This window comes from Kribbella voronezhensis (assembly GCF_004365175.1).
In the GTDB taxonomy this organism is placed as follows: domain Bacteria; phylum Actinomycetota; class Actinomycetes; order Propionibacteriales; family Kribbellaceae; genus Kribbella; species Kribbella voronezhensis.
In genome coordinates, this window is the sequence record NZ_SOCE01000001.1 from 4,543,448 (window position 1) to 4,559,961 (window position 16,514).

General features: G+C 68.5%; 16 protein-coding genes. 6 read left to right on the plus strand and 10 right to left on the minus strand.

The window, feature by feature from the left end; all coding sequences use genetic code 11:
* Nucleotides 1–53: 53 nt before the first annotated feature.
* From menE to menD, 3 genes are read left to right on the plus strand one after another with little or no spacing between them, the layout of a single operon-like run.
* Nucleotides 54–1,178: an o-succinylbenzoate--CoA ligase gene (menE, locus tag EV138_RS21125; protein WP_133980577.1), complete on the plus strand. Its 1,125-nt coding sequence runs from the start codon at nucleotides 54–56 to the stop codon at nucleotides 1,176–1,178.
* Nucleotides 1,175–2,116 (plus strand): o-succinylbenzoate synthase, encoded by a 942-nt coding sequence (locus EV138_RS21130; protein WP_133980578.1) that lies wholly within the window; start codon nucleotides 1,175–1,177, stop codon nucleotides 2,114–2,116. The genes menE and EV138_RS21130 overlap by 4 nt, the downstream gene beginning before the upstream one ends.
* Nucleotides 2,113–3,747: a 2-succinyl-5-enolpyruvyl-6-hydroxy-3-cyclohexene-1-carboxylic-acid synthase gene (gene menD, locus EV138_RS21135; RefSeq protein WP_133980579.1), complete on the plus strand. Its 1,635-nt coding sequence runs from the start codon at nucleotides 2,113–2,115 to the stop codon at nucleotides 3,745–3,747. The genes EV138_RS21130 and menD overlap by 4 nt, the downstream gene beginning before the upstream one ends.
* Here menD and mptB read toward each other — a convergent pair.
* The 4 genes from mptB to EV138_RS21155 all read right to left on the minus strand — a co-directional run bounded on the left by mptB (nucleotide 3,734) and on the right by EV138_RS21155 (nucleotide 7,698).
* A complete protein-coding gene (gene mptB / locus EV138_RS21140; RefSeq protein ID WP_133980580.1) occupies nucleotides 3,734–5,161 on the minus strand; it encodes a polyprenol phosphomannose-dependent alpha 1,6 mannosyltransferase MptB in 1,428 nt (475 codons plus the stop codon). The genes menD and mptB overlap by 14 nt on opposite strands.
* A gap of 88 nt (nucleotides 5,162–5,249) precedes the next feature.
* The gene (locus EV138_RS21145) at nucleotides 5,250–6,014 is read right to left on the minus strand and encodes an ABC transporter permease (RefSeq protein ID WP_133980581.1); all 765 of its coding nucleotides are present in this window, start codon (nucleotides 6,012–6,014) and stop codon (nucleotides 5,250–5,252) included.
* On the minus strand, nucleotides 6,011–7,003 hold the full coding sequence (locus EV138_RS21150) for an ABC transporter ATP-binding protein (protein ID WP_202866781.1): 993 nt from the start codon (nucleotides 7,001–7,003) through the stop codon (nucleotides 6,011–6,013). The genes EV138_RS21145 and EV138_RS21150 overlap by 4 nt, the downstream gene beginning before the upstream one ends.
* A 68-nt stretch (nucleotides 7,004–7,071) precedes the next feature.
* Nucleotides 7,072–7,698, minus strand: coding sequence for a PadR family transcriptional regulator (locus EV138_RS21155; RefSeq protein WP_133980582.1), 627 nt, complete (start codon nucleotides 7,696–7,698; stop codon nucleotides 7,072–7,074).
* Between the two features lie 56 nt (nucleotides 7,699–7,754).
* Here EV138_RS21155 and EV138_RS21160 point away from each other — a divergent pair, with 56 nt between their 5' ends.
* Both EV138_RS21160 and EV138_RS21165 read left to right on the plus strand, forming a co-directional pair.
* Entirely contained in the window at nucleotides 7,755–8,588 is an 834-nt protein-coding gene (locus EV138_RS21160; RefSeq protein ID WP_133980583.1) for a GNAT family N-acetyltransferase, read from the plus strand.
* A complete protein-coding gene (locus tag EV138_RS21165) occupies nucleotides 8,585–9,424 on the plus strand; it encodes a GNAT family N-acetyltransferase (RefSeq protein ID WP_133980584.1) in 840 nt (279 codons plus the stop codon). Before EV138_RS21160 ends, EV138_RS21165 begins: the two co-directional genes overlap by 4 nt.
* A 19-nt stretch (nucleotides 9,425–9,443) precedes the next feature.
* Here the strand turns inward: EV138_RS21165 and EV138_RS21170 are convergent, their stop codons facing one another.
* The 6 genes from EV138_RS21170 to EV138_RS21195 all read right to left on the minus strand — a co-directional run bounded on the left by EV138_RS21170 (nucleotide 9,444) and on the right by EV138_RS21195 (nucleotide 15,478).
* Complete coding sequence (locus tag EV138_RS21170; RefSeq protein ID WP_133980585.1) at nucleotides 9,444–10,064, minus strand: response regulator transcription factor; 621 nt, start codon at nucleotides 10,062–10,064, stop codon at nucleotides 9,444–9,446.
* Nucleotides 10,061–11,200, minus strand: a complete 1,140-nt coding sequence (locus EV138_RS21175) for a sensor histidine kinase (RefSeq protein ID WP_202866782.1) — start codon at nucleotides 11,198–11,200, stop codon at nucleotides 10,061–10,063. Before EV138_RS21175 ends, EV138_RS21170 begins: the two co-directional genes overlap by 4 nt.
* Before the next feature lie 20 nt (nucleotides 11,201–11,220).
* Nucleotides 11,221–12,060, minus strand: a complete 840-nt coding sequence (locus tag EV138_RS21180) for an ABC transporter permease (protein ID WP_133980586.1) — start codon at nucleotides 12,058–12,060, stop codon at nucleotides 11,221–11,223.
* A complete protein-coding gene (locus tag EV138_RS21185; protein ID WP_133980587.1) occupies nucleotides 12,057–12,983 on the minus strand; it encodes an ABC transporter ATP-binding protein in 927 nt (308 codons plus the stop codon). Before EV138_RS21185 ends, EV138_RS21180 begins: the two co-directional genes overlap by 4 nt.
* Before the next feature lie 587 nt (nucleotides 12,984–13,570).
* Entirely contained in the window at nucleotides 13,571–14,203 is a 633-nt protein-coding gene (locus EV138_RS21190) for an MBL fold metallo-hydrolase (RefSeq protein WP_133980588.1), read from the minus strand.
* Nucleotides 14,204–14,206: 3 nt separating this feature from the next.
* Complete coding sequence (locus tag EV138_RS21195) at nucleotides 14,207–15,478, minus strand: isochorismate synthase (RefSeq protein ID WP_133980589.1); 1,272 nt, start codon at nucleotides 15,476–15,478, stop codon at nucleotides 14,207–14,209.
* Between the two features lie 142 nt (nucleotides 15,479–15,620).
* On the opposite strand from EV138_RS21195, the gene EV138_RS21200 reads away from it, so the two are divergent.
* Nucleotides 15,621–16,331, plus strand: a complete 711-nt coding sequence (locus EV138_RS21200; protein WP_133980590.1) for a demethylmenaquinone methyltransferase — start codon at nucleotides 15,621–15,623, stop codon at nucleotides 16,329–16,331.
* The last annotated feature ends 183 nt before the right edge of the window (nucleotides 16,332–16,514 follow it).

Here is a 16,514-nt window from a genome sequence, read left to right on the forward strand (position 1 = left end):
CAGGCGGGACAGGCTGCGGCCGGGTCCGGGGCGCGCCGTACGCTCGGAGGGAGATGGCTACGCCGAGGGAAGGACGGAACGCGGTGTTACGGCTGGTCCCCGGCACCCCTGATGCCGTGCTGCCCGCCCTGGCGGCCGTACTGGACGGAACCGGTACGCCGTTCGCCCCGGTGCCGGCGGACGCGGCGTCGGCTGAGCGGGTCAAGCAGGCAGTTGCACCGGACGAGCCGCTGGAGTCGGACGACTGCGCAGTGATCCTGACGACCTCAGGCTCGTCGGGTGAGCCGAAGGGCGTGATGCTGTCCAGGGCCGCCCTGGTCGCCTCGGCCACGGCCACCCATGAGCGACTGGGCGGGCCGGGCCAGTGGGTGCTACCGATGAAGCCGTACTTCGTCGGTGGGCTGCAGATCCTCACGCGCTCCCTGCTCGCGGGGTACGCGCCGGTGATCGCCTGGGACCACCCGGACCTGACCGCGGCCGCTGCGACGATGACTGGGACCCGGCGGTACACAGCGATGGTTCCGACCCAGTTGGCGCGCTATCTGGAGACCTCGGCGGACGCCCTGCGGAGCTTCGACGCGATCGTGATCGGTGGTGCGTCGATGCCGGCTTCGCTGAAGGAGCGGGCCCTGGCGGCCGGAGTCGCCGCGATACCGGCGTACGGGATGACGGAGACCGGCAGCGGGTGCGTGTACGCCGGGGAGCCGCTGGCGGGGACCGCGCTGCGGCTGGAGGACGAGCGGATCCTGATCAGCGGGCCGACCCTGTTCTCCGGGTACCGGCTGCGGCCGGAGATGACCTCGGAGGTGCTGCGGGACGGCTGGTTCCGGACCCAGGATCGCGGGCGGTTCGTCGACGGGCGGCTGCAGGTGATCGGGCGGCTGGACGACGTGGTGATCTCGGGCGGCGTCAACGTCACGCTGACCGCTGTGCAAGCCCGGCTGCTCGAGCATCCCGCGGTGAAGGACGCCGTGGTGCTCGGTGTTCCCGATGTCGAGTGGGGTAGTCGGGTTGTCGCCTTTGTGGTTGGCGAGGTCGAGCTTGCCGAAGTGCGCGACTTCGTGGCGGAGGTGCTGCCGCGGACGTGGGCGCCGCGGGACGTGATCGGTCTGGCCGCGCTGCCGATGCTTGCCTCGGGCAAGGTTGACCGGCAGTCGCTGCTGGAGGGCGTGCGGTGATCACGTATGCGATCGGGCTCAAGAATCGCTTCCGGGGCATCACGGTCCGCCAAGGGATGCTGTTCGAGGGACCGGCCGGGTGGGCGGAGTGGAGTCCGTTTCTGGACTACGACGACGCTACGTGCGTTGCGTGGCTCCGGGCTGCTCGCGAAGCGGCGGTGGACGGGTGGCCCGAGCCAGTGCGTTCCGTCGTACCTGTGAACTGCACTGTGCCGGCTGTGGACCCGGAGAAGGCTGCGGAGATCGTCCGGGCTTCTGGGTGCGGCACTGCCAAGGTGAAGGTGGCTGAGCCCGGGCAGACGTTGGCGGACGACCTGGAGCGAGTCGAAGCCGTGCGGGATGCGATCGGCGACGGTCGGGTGCGGATCGACGCGAACGGTGCTTGGTCGGTCGACCAGGCGCTGCGGAGCTTGAAGGAGCTCGCGCGATTCGACCTGGAGTACGTCGAGCAGCCGTGTGCCTCGGTGCAGGACCTGGCTGCCGTCCGTCGGCGTACCGACGTACTGGTGGCTGCGGACGAGTCCATCCGGCGGGCCCAGGATCCCTTGCTGGTAAGGGAGTTGGAGGCCGCCGACATCGCAGTACTGAAGGTGCAGCCCATCGGGGGAGTGCGGGCGTGCCTGGAGATCGCCGAGCAGATCGGTCTGCCTGTGGTGGTGTCGTCGGCGCTGGAGACGTCTGTGGGCATCGCAGCGGGCGTGGCGTTGGCAGCGGCGCTGCCGGAGCTTCCGTATGCGTGCGGGCTGGCTACTGTCTCGATGTTCACCTCTGAGGTCGCTGCGCAGCCGTTGCTGCCGATAGACGGCTTCCTGCCGGTCGGCAGGGTGCAGCCCGATCCATCGTTGCTTGCGGCAGCTACTGCCGATCAAGAGATCACTGCAGCTTGGGAAGTCCGGTATGCCCGGGTCGAGAGCCTCCTGAAGGGGAGTGTGGGATGAACCCGTCCACGGCGTTTGCGACTGTGGTGGTCGACGAGCTGATCCGGTCCGGCGTACGGGAAGCCGTGCTGGCGCCGGGGTCGCGTAGTGCGCCGCTGGCGTTGGCGCTGGCCGCTGCGGACCGCGAGGGACGGCTGCGACTGCACGTACGCATCGATGAACGTACGGCGGGGTTCCTGGCGATCGGGTTGATTCGCGGCACCGGGCTGCCGGTGCCGGTGGTGACGACGTCCGGTACTGCGGTGGTCAACCTGCACCCGGCTGTTCTCGAGGCGTCGCACAGCGGGCTGCCGTTGATCGTGCTGAGCGCGGACCGACCGCCCGAGCTGCGGGGGAGCGGGGCCAACCAGACGACCGACCAGCTCAAGGTGTTCGGTTCTGCTGTGCGCCTGTTCCACGAGGTCGGTACGCCGGTGCGGGAGCTCGGGCAGGTGGCGTACTGGCGGTCGACGATCGCTCGTGCTGTGTCTGCTGCTGTCGGGGCGCGCACTGCCGATCCGGGGCCGGTGCAGCTCAACTGCGCATTGGCTGAGCCGTTGGTGCCTGGTGATGGGCCCGAGTGGCCGGAGTCGCTTGAGGGGCGGAGCGGTCCGTGGACGAGAGTTCACGCGGGCGCTGCGCAGCCGACGGCGGTCTCAGCGGGTCCGAAGACGGTTGTGGTCGCTGGTGATGGCGCGTCTCAGGCAGCGCGGCTCACTGCCGAGGCCGGGCGCTGGCCGCTCTTCGCGGAACCCTCCAGCCGGGCTCGGACGGGGCCTGCCGTGATTTCGGCGTACAGGTTGCTGTTGTCTACAGAGCTCGCCGGGGAGATCGAGCGGGTGCTGGTGTTCGGGCACCCGACGCTGTCCCGGCCGATCACGCGGTTGCTCGCTCGGCCGGACGTGGAGGTCGTTGTCGTTGCCCCGACGGGGTTGTGGCCGGATGCAGGCCGTCGCGCTGCTGCTGTGGTGACCGGGCTGGAGGTGACTGCTGCCGACGACACGGACTGGCTGGCGCGCTGGCAGCACGCGGACCAGTTGGCCCGGCCCGCTCTGGACAAGGTGCTGGCCGATGGCCTGACGGGTCCGGCCATCGCCGCGATCGTGGCGGAAGCGGTGGGAGCGGACGGCATGCTGGTCGTCGCCTCCTCGAACTCCGTGCGCGACCTGGATCTGGCGCCCGTCGTACCGATCCGCACCGTCGCGAACCGCGGCCTCGCCGGCATCGACGGCACCCTGTCGACCGCGGTGGGAGCCGCCCTGGCCAACGGCGGCGCAACCCACGCCCTGGTTGGCGACCTGGCGTTCCTGCACGACTTCAACGGCCTGGTGATCGGCCCGGACGAACCACGCCCCGCCCTGCGCATCGTCGTCGTCAACGACAACGGCGGCGGCATCTTCTCCACCCTCGAACAGGGCTCGGCATCCCACGCCACCCACTTCGACCGCGTCTTCGGCACCCCCCACAACACCAACCTCGCCGCCCTCTGCGCCGCCACCAACATCCCCCACCAGTTGGTCACCACCCAAGACGCTCTCCGCGCCGCCCTCACCCCCACAGTCGCCGGCATCACCGTCATAGAAACCCCCCTCAACCGCACCACCCACCGCCCCCTATCCACCCAACTCCAGCAAGCAGTCAGACAGTCGTAGCCGGAACGCGCGCGGGTCGTGCGGGCTGCAGGGTCGGGAGGTTGGGGAGGAGGGTGGCTAGGACTACGAGGACCAGGGAGGTGGTGACGAGGGTGGGGATGAGAGCGCCGCGGAGGGAGGAGTTGAGAGGGGCGGCGATGGTGAGGATGGTGCTGGTGCCGACGAGGGCGGTGGTGAGGCGGCGGCCGGGGCGGGCTACGGCGAGGAAAGGTAGGGACCAGACGAAGTACCAGTCGTGGGCTGTGGGGCCGAGGAGAATCACGGCCAGTAAGGCGAATCCTACGGCGCGGGCTGCGTTGTGGATGGAGGAGCGGAGGCCTAGTGCGGCGATCAGGGCCAGCGCGGTCAGCATGCCGACGAGGCGCACTAGTTGTAGGGCTTGCTTGGCTGCGGTGTTCTCGCCTAGCCAGCTCAGCAGGGCTGCTGCGCCTAGGCCGATGAGGTTGGCAATGGATAGGGGTGAGCGGACAAGGCCTGGTACGCCGAGGGCGCTAAGCCAGCCTGAGCCGACGCCTGTCAGTTCACCGATCGTTGCCAGGGTCACCACAGCGACTACTCCGGCTATGGCCAGACTGGCGAGCCGTAGTCGAGGCCGGGCCAGCGGGCTCATTACCGCGGCGATCGCGATCACCACCAGACCGCCAGGGAGCTTCACAGCTGCGGCAGCTCCCGCTAGTACCGCTGCAGTTCCCCAATGACCAGTGAGAGCCACTGCGAAGGCTGAGCACGCGATACCGAGCATGAGTACGTCGTTGTGTGCAGCACCCAGGCCATGTGTGATCAGCGCAGGGTTGGCGACCACCAGCCAGGTCGCGATCGTCGGGTCCACTCTGCAGGCGGTGGCGAGTCGCGGTACTGCCCAGGCGATCAGCACGATGCCCAGCAGCGCAAGAGCGCGGTGGGCGAGCATCAGGAGATACGGGTCGAGCGTCAGGCGCGCCAGCGCACCGCCGTACGCGAGTGGCACGGGTCCGTACGGCGCTGGAGTCGCCATCCACATCGGATCGACTGCCTCGACGATGTGGCCCGACAAGGCACCCGGCCCCACGGCGTACGGGTCGAAGCCCTTTGCTACCAGGGCTCCCTGGGCGGCGTAGCTCCAGGCATCCCTGCTGAACAGCGGAGGTGTCAGCAGCAGCGGTGCGCTCCAAGCGATCACCAACGGCGTGATGCGATGCCGTACGCCGGCCAGTACGTCGCGGCCGACCGACAGCCACGCCCACACCATTAGCCCGAGTCCGGCGACCATGAACGTCAACCCGGTCATCCGTCCGGGCAGTGTGGCTCGCAGCTCGCTGGTGATCGGCAGCGACGCTACCCAGGACGACTCCGGTACTACGGACGTCACCAGCGAGGCGGCTGCTACTACGCACGCGCCTACCGCACCACGGACCAAGGGCGAAGGCAGACGCATGGTCGCGACGCTAAGGGCCGCCGGCGACGCAGTGATGAACAACCGCTTGCGCCCGAAGAACGTCTTCGGGCGCAAGCGGCCGTAACGGCTAGGCGGATTCCTTGCGGAAGGTGCGCGCACCGACCGTCAGGCCGACGATCGTCAGCAGCACTACCCAGAAGAGCCCCCACAGCGACGAACTGCTGCCGATGTCCCCGCGGAACAGTGCACGTACGCCGTTCACCACGTGCTTGAGCGGGCTGATGTCGGACAGCCGCTGCAACCACTTCGGGCCGATCTGCATCGGCAGCAGGATGCCGGAGAGCAGCAGCAACGGCATCGCGATCCCGTTGAGCAGCGGCGCGAGTGCGTCCTCGCTCTTGGTGATGAGGGCAACGGAGTACGACAGCGACGCGAAGGTCGCGCCCAGCAGGGCAACGATCACCAGCGACAGCAGTACGCCGCCCCAAGGCGCGCGCAGGCCCATCGGGATCGACACCACCAGCAGCAGGATCGACTGCACGACGAGGACCACCACGTCACGTAGTACGCGGCCTGCCATCAGTGCCATCCGGGATGCCGGGGTGACGCGGTCCGCCTCGATCACACCGGCCCGGTACTCCGCGATCAGGCCGAAGCCGACGAACATCGCGCCGAACATGCCGAGCTGGACGATCAGGCCGGGAATGAACACCTGGTAGGCGTTGGTGGTCGCGCCCTGGCTGATCTGCGCGGTGATCGGCTTCAGCAGCGGGCCGAACAGGAACAGGTACATCAGCGGCTGGCTGAGCATCAGGATCGACCACATCGGATTGCGCAGCGACAACCGCATCGCACGGTTGAACACGATCCACGTCTCCTGCAGCGTCCTCATGCCGCGGCCTCCTTGGCGTTCTCATCCGGTACCGCGTGGTCCTCGTCGCGCAGGGAGCGGCCGGTCATCGTCAGGAACACGTCGTCCAGCGTCGGGCGGTGCACCTCGACGCCGTTCAACTCGATGCCCTGGGCATCGATCGAGCGAAGCAGACCCGGCAGGACCGAACCACCCTTGGGGATCCGGAACGCGACCACGTCGCCATCGGTCTCGATCGCCACCGCGCCGTCGAGTTCGGCGACGATCTTGGTGACCGAGGGGGCCTGTGAGGCATCGGTGAGGCTGAGTCGTACGCCGTCGCCGGAGACCTGCTGCTTCAGCTCGTCGGGGTTGCCAGAGGCAACGATCCTGCCGTGGTCGATGACCAGGATCCGGTCGCAGAGCGCGTCCGCCTCGTCGAGGTAGTGGGTGGTGAGGAAGATCGTCGCGCCCCGGTCGCGCAGGCCGCGGATGTGTTCCCAGAGGTTGGCCCGGGCCTGCGGGTCGAGGCCGGTGGTCGGCTCGTCGAGGAAGATCAGCTTCGGGTCGTGGATCAGGCCCATCACGATGTCGAGGCGGCGGCGCTGGCCGCCCGACAAGGTCTTGCACTGGCGGCGCCACAGGCCGGGCAGGTCGAGCTCGTCGAACAGGCGCCGGCCGTCGGCGATGGCCTGCTTCTTGCTCACGCCGTACAGCCGGGCGTGGTCCACGACCTCGTCGCCGGCGATCGCCTCGGGCAGGGTGGAACCGCTCTGCGGTACGTAGCCGATGCGGCGGCGGACGCCGACCGGATCGTCGGCGAGGTCGCAGCCGGCGACGGTCGCGGAGCCGCTGGTCGGCTTGATCAGAGTCGCCAGCATCCGCATCGTGGTGGTCTTGCCGGCGCCGTTCGGGCCGAGGAAGCCGACGATCTCCCCGTCGGCGACGTTCAGGTCTACCCCCTGCACGGCCTGCACCGGGCCGCGCTTGGTCTTGAAGGTGCGGACGAGTCCGCGAGCTTCGATCATCATGCTCGGTAGTCTGACCGTTCAACATTGACTAGTCAACGTTGATTAAATCCCACAGCAGTCCTGGAGTGTCAGGAGGGCGGCTCCGGGATGGTTTGCCAGTCTTCGAGCATCGCGGGGGTGGGTTGCCAGTCCGGGGGTTCGCCGGCGAAGGAGTAGGCGCCGCCTGCGACCCGGTCGTGGAAGGAGCGGGTCCACTCGAGTTCGCCGCGGTCGCGGGCGGTGGTGATGCGGAACATCTCGACCACGTGGTTCGGCGTACCGGGGTCTTCCTCGATCTGGCGTTCGGCGAAGGGCTCCGCCTTGGCGAGCTGCTCGAGCTGGACGATCCGCGACTCGAGTGCCGCCAGCACCTCGTCGCGCCGCAGCGACCACAGGAAGCTGAGCGCGGCCTGCATCTGGTCCGGCCGGAACCCGTCGACATTCCACAGCGACTTGCGCAGCAGCGTGAAGTACTCCGCCTCGCCGTCCACGGTCAGCTTGTACGACGTACGCCCGGGTTTGTTGCCGGCGCCTTCTTCCAGCTCCAGCAGCAACCCGTGCTTGGCCAGCGTGCGCAACCCGGTGTAGATCGAACCGGGGTTGATGTTGGCCCACTCCTGGACGTTCCAGGTCAGCAGTTCGCGGCGCAACTGGTAGCCGTACGCCGGCTGGAAGATCCGGACGACCCCGAGCAGCAGCAACCGCGTGGTGGACATGATCGCAGTGTAAATCGGCTGACCACGAGCCCGCGTCAGGCGTAACGTCCTTGCGCATGGAGCTGCGTGTGACGACCGATCCGGCCGAATTCCAGGCGACCACCTTCGCCTTTCTGGCAAACGACCCGGTGCTGCACACGATCATCATGAGCAACGTCGCCGAACGCGCAGCGGGCACCTACCGCCGAGAAGACGGCGTCGGGCACTACGTCTCCGTCCACGACGACAGCGGCGCAGTGATCGGTGCCGCGATGCGTACGGCGGGGCGCCCGGTCTACCTCGGCGCACTACCCGAGTCGCTGGCCGGCCCGGTGGCCGACGCCTACCTCGGCGTACTGACCGAGCTCAACGGTGTCGCAGGGGACCGCCCTGCCGCGACCGCCTTCGCGAACCGCTGGACCGATGCCCGCGACGTGACCGCCACCGAAGCCAAAGGCACCCGGCTGCACAAGCTCGGCGAGCTGACGAAGCTCGAGGCGACCGGTGGAAGCCCTCGGCCGATGACAGCGGACGACGTACAGCTGGCCGCTGAATGGGTGGCAGTCGACTTCCGCGAAGAGCTCGGCGGCGTCGATGTCGAGTGGGCCGAGCGCCACCTGAAGGACGGCACGCTGTGGTTCTGGGAGGTCGACGGTACGCCGGTGAGCATGGTCGGCCACCACCTTCCACTGTTCGGCGTCTGCCGCGTGGGGCCGGTCTACACGCCCGTCGAGTTCCGCCGCAACGGGTACGCCGGTGCGCTGACCAGCCACGTCTCCGCCAGGATCCTTGCCGAAGGCAACCATGCCTGCCTGTACACCGACCTGGCCAACCCGACCTCGAACAAGATCTACTTCCAGATCGGCTACCGCCCTGTCGCCGACTTCGTCGACCTCGTCTTCACCGCGTGAGTACGACGGTGCGCCCGACCGGCGACCCGGTCGAGTTCAAAGCCACGGTTTTTCCCTTCCTGCAAAAGGATCCGGTCCTCAACACCGCTCTGCTGAGCAATGTCGAGGGCCGGATCCAGGGCATCATGCACGACCCCGAGCCGCCGTTGTTCGTGTCGCTCCACGACGGCGACGAGGTCGTCGGCGCAGTCGTCAGTACTGCGTTGCGCGGCATCATCCTGGGCGCCCTCGCCGACGACCTGGTCCCGCCACTCGTCGACGTACTGGCCGACCTGGTCCCTGGAGCAGACTCGGTGGAAGGTACGCCGACCGCGGCACACCTCTTCGCCGAACTGTTCACCGCCCGCGTCGGCAAGAGTTTCCGTGAGCTCCGTGGCCTGCGATTGCACCAGCTCATCACCTTCGCTGAACAGAAGGCGGCCGGCACTCCCAGGCTGGCAACCGAGGCGGACCTCGAGGTCGCGGCCGAACTGTTCCACGGCTACAGCGTCGAACTCGGACACGACTCGACGCCGGCCACCGCGGACGACTGGCTCCGAGGCAGGATCGCCCTCGAACGGGTCTGGCTCTCGGAGGACCGTGACCGCGTGGTGAGCCTGGTCGGCCGGAACGCCACGATCTTCGGCGCGACCCGGGTCGGCCCGGTCTACACGCCACCGGAGTACCGCGGCCACGGCTACGCGAGCGCCTTGACCGCTCACGTCACTGACCAGATCCTCGCCACCGGCTCGAAGGCCTGCCTCTTCACCGACCGCGCCAACCCCACCTCGAACAAGATCTACGCCACCATCGGCTACCGCCCCATCGCCGACTTCGTGGGTCTCTCCTTCACCTGATGCCGACCCACCGGACGGCCTAGATCCAGCCGTGGGTGCGAGCGATCCGGGCGGCCTCGTGGCGGTTCGACGTACCGAGTTTGGCGCCCGCCGAGGAGAGGTAGTTGCGGACGGTGCCGGGGGAGAGAGCGGCCCGCTGGGCGATCTCCTCGATCGGGGCGCCGCCGGCGGCGAGTTCCAGGACATCGGCCTCGCGGGCGGTCAGCGGGTTGTCGCCGGCGCTGATGGCTTCGGCGGCGAGTTCGGGATCGACGTACCGCCCACCGGCGTGGATGGTCCGGATGACCTCGGCGAGCACCTCGGCCGACACCGTCTTGGGCAGGAATCCGCGGACGCCGGCGGCCAGCGCCTGCTTGAGATGGCCGGGCCGTCCGTGGCCGGTGACGATCAGGCTGGCGCACTCGGGCACGTCGTTCCGCAGGACGTCGGCCACGCCGATCCCGCCGAGGCCGCCGGTCGGCAGGCTCGGCATCTGCAGGTCGAGGACGGCCACGTCGGGGCGGTGGTGGCGTGCCATCGCCAGCGCCTCGTCGGCCGAGGCGGCCTGCGCGACCACGGTCAGGTCGTCCTCCAGCGAGAGCAGCGCGGCGAGCGCAGTACGGATGAGGTTCTCGTCGTCGGCGAGCAGGAGCCGGATCATGCTGTCGGCAACTGTGCTTGGAGAAGGAACCGGCCACCTGGTCGCGGCTCGGCGGTCAGCGTGCCGCCGACCTCGGCAAGGCGTTCGCGCAGACCGACCAGACCGTTGCCTGGCCCCAGGGCGGGTCGGGCAGACCGTACGCCGTCGTTCTCCATTCGGAGTACGACGTTCTGCCCGCCGGCGTCCAGTTCGATTTTGCAGGTGGTCGCGTCGCTGTGGTGGATGACGTTCGTGGTGGCTTCGCGGACCACCCAGGCCAGCGCGACCTGGGTCGTGTCCGGCAGGTTCGCGACGTCGCCGATGACGCGGCAGTTGATGCCCGCGGACCGCAGTACGGACTGTGCTCCGGCCAGTTCAGAGCTGAGATCCGTACTCCGGTACGCGTCGACCACTGCGCGCATCTCCCGGAGGGACTCGTGGGCGATCCGGCGGACCGCGAGCATCTGCTCGGCCGCGTCCTCGTCGCCTCGCTCGGCCAGCCGGGCTGCCAGTTCGCTCTGGACTGCCACCAGCGACAGATTGCGGCCGAGGGTGTCGTGCAGATCGCGGGAGAACCGCAGCCGTTCCTCGGCGACTGCGAGCTGGGTCGAGATCGCGCGGGAACGGTCGAGTTCCCAGCCCATCCCGAGCATCCAGGCAGAGAGGCGGCCGGTGAGGGCCGCGATGCCAACGCCGTACACGTAGACGAACGCTGCCGCTGTGTCCTCGAGGAGACCTGCCATGACTGCGCCGACGGCGACCAGGCCGACGTACAGCATGAACGGCCGAAGCGGCGAGAGCGCCAACGTCAGCAACCCACCGAACAACAGAAGTGCCACAGCGTGCTCGGGGAAGACCGCGACGCCGAGAACGGTCAGGCCGACGGCTGTGGCCAGCAGACGCTTGCTGGGGCCTTGGCGATGCAGGTAGGCGCTGAGCGTTGCTCGCATCAGTAGCAGGGCCACGACGGTGTACGGCACTGACAGCAGCACGAACAGGGCAGTGCGAAGTCCGGAGGTCGACCGGCTGTCGCTGAAGGCGATCAGCAAGGCGTAGAGGGGAGCGGCGCCGATCACGAAGTACAGCGGCCAGCGCAGGCTGATGTCGAAGCGCTCAGCCCTGCTGCGCCTACTCCACCACCCTGAGACGGACACCATGAGGTCAGCCTGTCATGGGGTCATCGCCGGGGCTCCCAGCGGAACCAGCGGCGAGTCGCCAGGCCGCCGAGGACTATCCACCCGAACAGAACGAGAACACTCGGTACTGCGGTTGCAAAGGAGCTCGCGAAGCCGACTGTGTGCCCGTCCGTGGTGGTGCCCGACAGGCCGAGCCGCAGTAGGTCCACTACCGGGGTGAGTGGGAGCAGACGGCTCAGCTGCTCGAGTGGGTGAGGCAGGTCGGACAGCGGGAAGTAGAGGCCGCTCAGAGTGAGCGGGATGACCAGCATCGGAGTGGTGGTCACCTGGGCAAGCTCTACGGTCGGGGTCAGAGCTGTGCTCGCTGCGGCCAGGAGCACGAACACCGCCGTGCCCAGGAAGATCGCGGTGATCACCAGTAAGAAGTTGACCGGTGCGGTGACGTCGAACAGCGCGGCGGCGATGACAGTGGTCAGTACGATTTGCGCCCACGCGACTGCCACTGCGGGCGTTGCTGTACCGGCGAGGAGTTCGAAGTCGGTCGGCTCGCCGGTGCGCAGGCGTTTGAGTACCAGCTCCTCCCTCCGGGCGACGAGCGTTGTCACCAGGTGGTAGTAGACGAACAGGTTCAGCGACACGGCTGTCACCGCTGTGATCACAGCAGCCCCGGTGCTGCTCCCGATCGCCCCAGCCAGCTCAGGTGACGTCGGAACTGCCAGTACCGTGCCTAGCGGCAAGGCCAGCGCGATCACGACGGCCAGCCCGTTGCGTCGCAGTAGCAGGCCCTCCGCGCGGCCCAGCGCGGCGATCCTTCGGAGACCGGCCGAAACCGACCTGCGCCAGGGTGCCACTCCGGCCGGCTCTGATGCTGCCGCCGTCATGCCGCTACCTCCTGGCCGTCACCGGACTCGGCGATGGCGAGGAACGCTTCCTCGAGTGAGGCCGGGCGCGCGGTGAGATCGTGCAGCTTGAGGCCTTCGCTGCCTGCCCACCGCAGTACGGATTCGAGGGTCTGCTGGAGATCCTCTGTGGTGAGGACGGCCTGGCTTCCGTCGACGGTGACGGTGGCGCCCGCGAGTTCCGGGAACGGCGTACCGGTGGGCAGGCTGAAAGTGATCCGGGCCGGTCTGGTCGCCGCGATCTCGGTCGGGGTGCCCAGGGCAACGATGCGGCCGCGGTGCAGGATCGCCAGCCGGTCGGCCAGTTCGGCGGCCTCGGCGAGATAGTGGGTGGTCAGCAGAATCGTCGTACCGGTGGCCAGCAGGCGATCGATCAGGTGCCAGACGTGCCGCCTGCTCTGGGGATCGAGGCCTGCGGTGGGTTCGTCCAGGAACAGCACTTCCGGCTGTCCCATGATCGCGAGCGCCAGGCCGAGCTTCTTCCGTTCACCGCCCGACAGCTGCCGGACGCGGACCCGCTCGCGGCCGGTCAGGCCGGCTTGGTCGAGGGCGTCCCCGACCGGACGCGGCCTCGACACCGTACGGGCCCAGGTGGTCGCGGTCTCGCCGACTGTCAGGTCCATCGGAAAGCCGGCATCCTGGAGCAGGATGCCGACCCTCGATCGGACGAATCGCCTTTCCCGGAAGGGATCCCGGCCCAGCAGTCGAACCGACCCGGAGGTCGGCGCGGCCAGCCCTTCGAGCACTTCCAGGGTCGACGTCTTACCGGCGCCGTTGGTGCCGAGCAACGCGAACAGTTCACCTCGCCGGACCGACAGGTCAACCCCGCGGACGGCGTCGAACCCGGTCCTGCCACCGTAGCGGCGGGTCAACCGCTCGGCCCTGATCACCGCTGAATCGTCCATACCCACCAGCCTGCGGGCACCGCGCCTTCGCGAGGCGTGAACCCGTCACCAGTAGTGGTGACAAATGTCAGTTGCCAGGCTTCACGGTGCCCTTCTGAGCGATCTCCAGCACGCGGCACAACTATTCAGTGTGCGACGTAGGAGCTCGCGGGTGCGCGGATCGAGGGGCAGCGGGGAGGTGGGTTGCGCGAGGTTTTCTGCGTGCGACGGGGGAGCGCGCGTGTGCGCGGGTTCAGGGTCAGCTGGGAGGTGGGTTGGGCGAGGTTTTCTGCGTACGACGGGGGAGCGCGCGTGTGTGCGGGTTCAGGGTCAGCTGGGAGGTGGGGTCGGCGGTACGACGCTTTCAGCGGGCGACGCAAGAGCGCGCGTTCCCGAGGGTCTGGGGGGCACCTGAAAGCGGCTCGGCGGCACAACGTATTCAGCGTGCGACGCAGGAGCGCGCGTCTGCCGGGCGACCGGGCTGCTTGGGGGACGAGCCCCTGGGGACAACGCATTTGAGCGGGCGACGGAGGAGCCCGCGACCCGGGTGGGTGGGAGCTGGAGTCGAGGGAGCGACGTAGGAGCGAACGGAGGCGACCGCGTGGGGGTTAGTTGATCTCGACCGACTCGGCCGGCTTGAGAGCGACGTACGGTTTGTTGCCCTGGGTGCCTATCCAGCGTTCGCCCATGGTGAGGCCGATCTCGCTGAGGAGGGCGTCGTGGATGCCGATGGTCTGCTTTGCGCCGACCTCGCGGACGTAGTCGATCGCGTTCGGGAGGGAGAACCACGGGCCGGAGATCGGGACGAGGTTGGTGTGGACCTCGCGGTCGGGCTTGGTGAAGGAGTCGCCGGGGTGGTAGACGGCGTCCTCGATCAGGTAGCCGACGTTCTGGCACGGAACGCCCAGCTCCGGCAGGATGATCGCGTGGTCGTTGCCGTAGGCACTGATCTGGAACCCGGCCGCCTCGAACGACTCTCCACCCGAGACCACCGTCACCCGATCGCCGAGCTCCGCGCCGTCCTTGGAAAGCTCCGCGGCGACACCGGCGTTCGTCCAGATCGGCACGTCCAACGCCCGGACGCGGTCGGCGTCGAGGTGGTCGAAGTGCTCGTGGGTGACCAGGATCGCGTCGATGCCCTCGAACGCCTCGTCCTCGGCCCAGATGCCCGGATCGACCAGCAAGTCCTTGCCGTCCTTGGAGAGCCGGACGCAAGCGTGCTTGTACTTCGTGAGCTTCATGAGTCAGTCCCCCAGTGCGTCGCGCATCGGAACCAGTTTGGCGATCGTCTCGGCGAGTTCGGCCTCGGGGTCGGAACCGGCGACGATGCCGGCGCCGGCGAAGATCCGCATCCGGGTCGGGTCGGCGGGGTCCGCCTGGCCGCAGCGCAGCGCGATGCACCACTCGCCGTCGCCGCCGGCGTCCATCCAGCCGACCGGTCCGGAGAAGCGGCCGCGCGACATCCCCTCGATCTTGCCGATCAGGTCGCGCGCGGTGTCGGTCGGCGTACCGCAGATCGCGGCCGACGGGTGCAGTGCAGCGGCAAGCCCGAGCGCAGAGGCGCCGTTCGCGGCAACCCCGGCGACGTCCGAAGCGAGATGCATCACATTCGGCAGGTGCAGCACGAACGGGGTCTCGGGCACGTTCATCGACTTGCAGTGTGGCTTCAAGGCGTCGGCGACGGACCGTACGGCGTACTCGTGCTCCTCCAGGTCCTTGCTCGACCGGGCCAGTGACGCGGCCAGCGCCAGGTCGTGCGCGTCGTCACCGGTACGCCGGATGGTGCCGGCCAGGACGCGCGAGGTGATCAGGCCCTTCTCGCGCCGGACCAGCAGTTCGGGGGTGGCGCCGATCAGGCCGTCGACGGAGAACGTCCAGCAGTTCGGGTACGCCGCGGCGAGGCGGCGCAACGGCCAGCGCAGGTCGATCGGTTTCTCGGCGAGCGCGATCAGGTCGCGGGCCAGCACCACCTTGTCGAGCGCGCCGGTGGTGATCCGGCTCACCGCGTCGGCGACGATCCCGGACCATTCGGTACCCGATCGCGAGCCGTCGGCGAAGGCGACGAGGCCGACCGGATCCGGCTCGTGCGTGGTCAGTGAAGGCGGAGCGGCCAGTGAGCTGGCCGGTGAGATCGTGGTCACCCAGGTGGTGCTGCCGCGGCGGCCGACGATCACTTCGGGGACGACGAGTTCGCTGGGATCGTCGTCGGTGAAGCCGAACGAACCGAAGCAGAGCAGGCCGGAACCCGGTACGCCGACCTCGTCGCGGATCACCGCGTGGCCGACCAGTTCCTGCCACCAGGACTGGGCCTGGGCGAATCGGTTGCTACCGGCAACGTCCAGTCGCGCGGCCACGCCCCAGCCGACGTGACCGTCGCCGCGGCGTACCCAGGCCAGGCCGCCCTCGTCGGGCAAGTGGTCCATCAACCGGTCCGCGACGCCGTCGGCCGGCTGACTGCGGACCACCAGCTGCGGTGCCGGGAGACGGCCGGGTGGAACCGGGTCAGACAAACTCACGGCAACACTCCTCGCTCGCGCTCCGGCCCCGGGTCGCGACGGCCGGCCGACTCATCAGTGATGCACTCACGGCATGCAAGCGTATGCCTCTCCTGTGTCCAGCGAATTTCGACGCCTGTCCCCGCCGTGATCAACTAGACAAGTGAACCGCGCAGATCTCACGAAACAACCGCAGGCTGTGGCCGCGATGTTCGACAACGTGGCTGAGGGCTACGACCGGACGAACGCGGTGGCCACGATGGGGCTGGAGAAGTTGTACTGGCGGCCGCAGACGCTGGCGGAGATCGCGCCGCGGAAGGGGATGAAGATCCTCGATCTGGCGGCGGGTACCGGTGCTTCCAGTGTGCGGCTGCGGGAGGCGGGCGCCGAGGTGGTGTCCTGCGACTTCTCGGTCGGGATGCTGCGGGTCGGCAAACGCCGGTACCCCGAGCTCGACCTGATCGCGGGCGACGCGCTGCGGCTGCCGTTCGCGGACGAGACTTTCGACCTGGTGACGATCTCCTGGGCGCTGCGGAACGTGAACGACGTCACGGTCGCGCTCAAGGAGATGCTCCGGGTGACGAAGCCGGGCGGCCGGCTGGTGGTGCTGGAGAACTCGCACCCGACCTGGAAGCCGTTCCGGGTGGCCTACCTGGAGTACATGATGCGCGCGGTCCCGGTGGTCGCGAAGGCGGTCTCCACGAACCCGGAAGCGTACGTCTACCTGGCCGAATCCGTGCGCGCCTGGCCTGGTCAGGCGCCCCTCGCCACTACGATCGAGGCCTCCGGCTGGACCGACGTGCAGTGGCGCAACCTGACCGGGGGCCTGGTCGCGATCCACCGCGCCGTCAAGCCGCTGGGACAGACCACCTGAGCCACTGGTCCGTAGTACCCGAAGGGCTGAATTACGCAAGGAGAAGGGTGCGTAAATCGCCTGCCGGTAAGGGATTCCGGGCCGGTTTCGTGTCGGAGTCAGGCAGTCCTAGACTGTCGGGTGACCAGGCCTCGTGAATCCCTTCACGAGTAAGCAGCCCCCCAACTTCCAGGCCGGGATGAG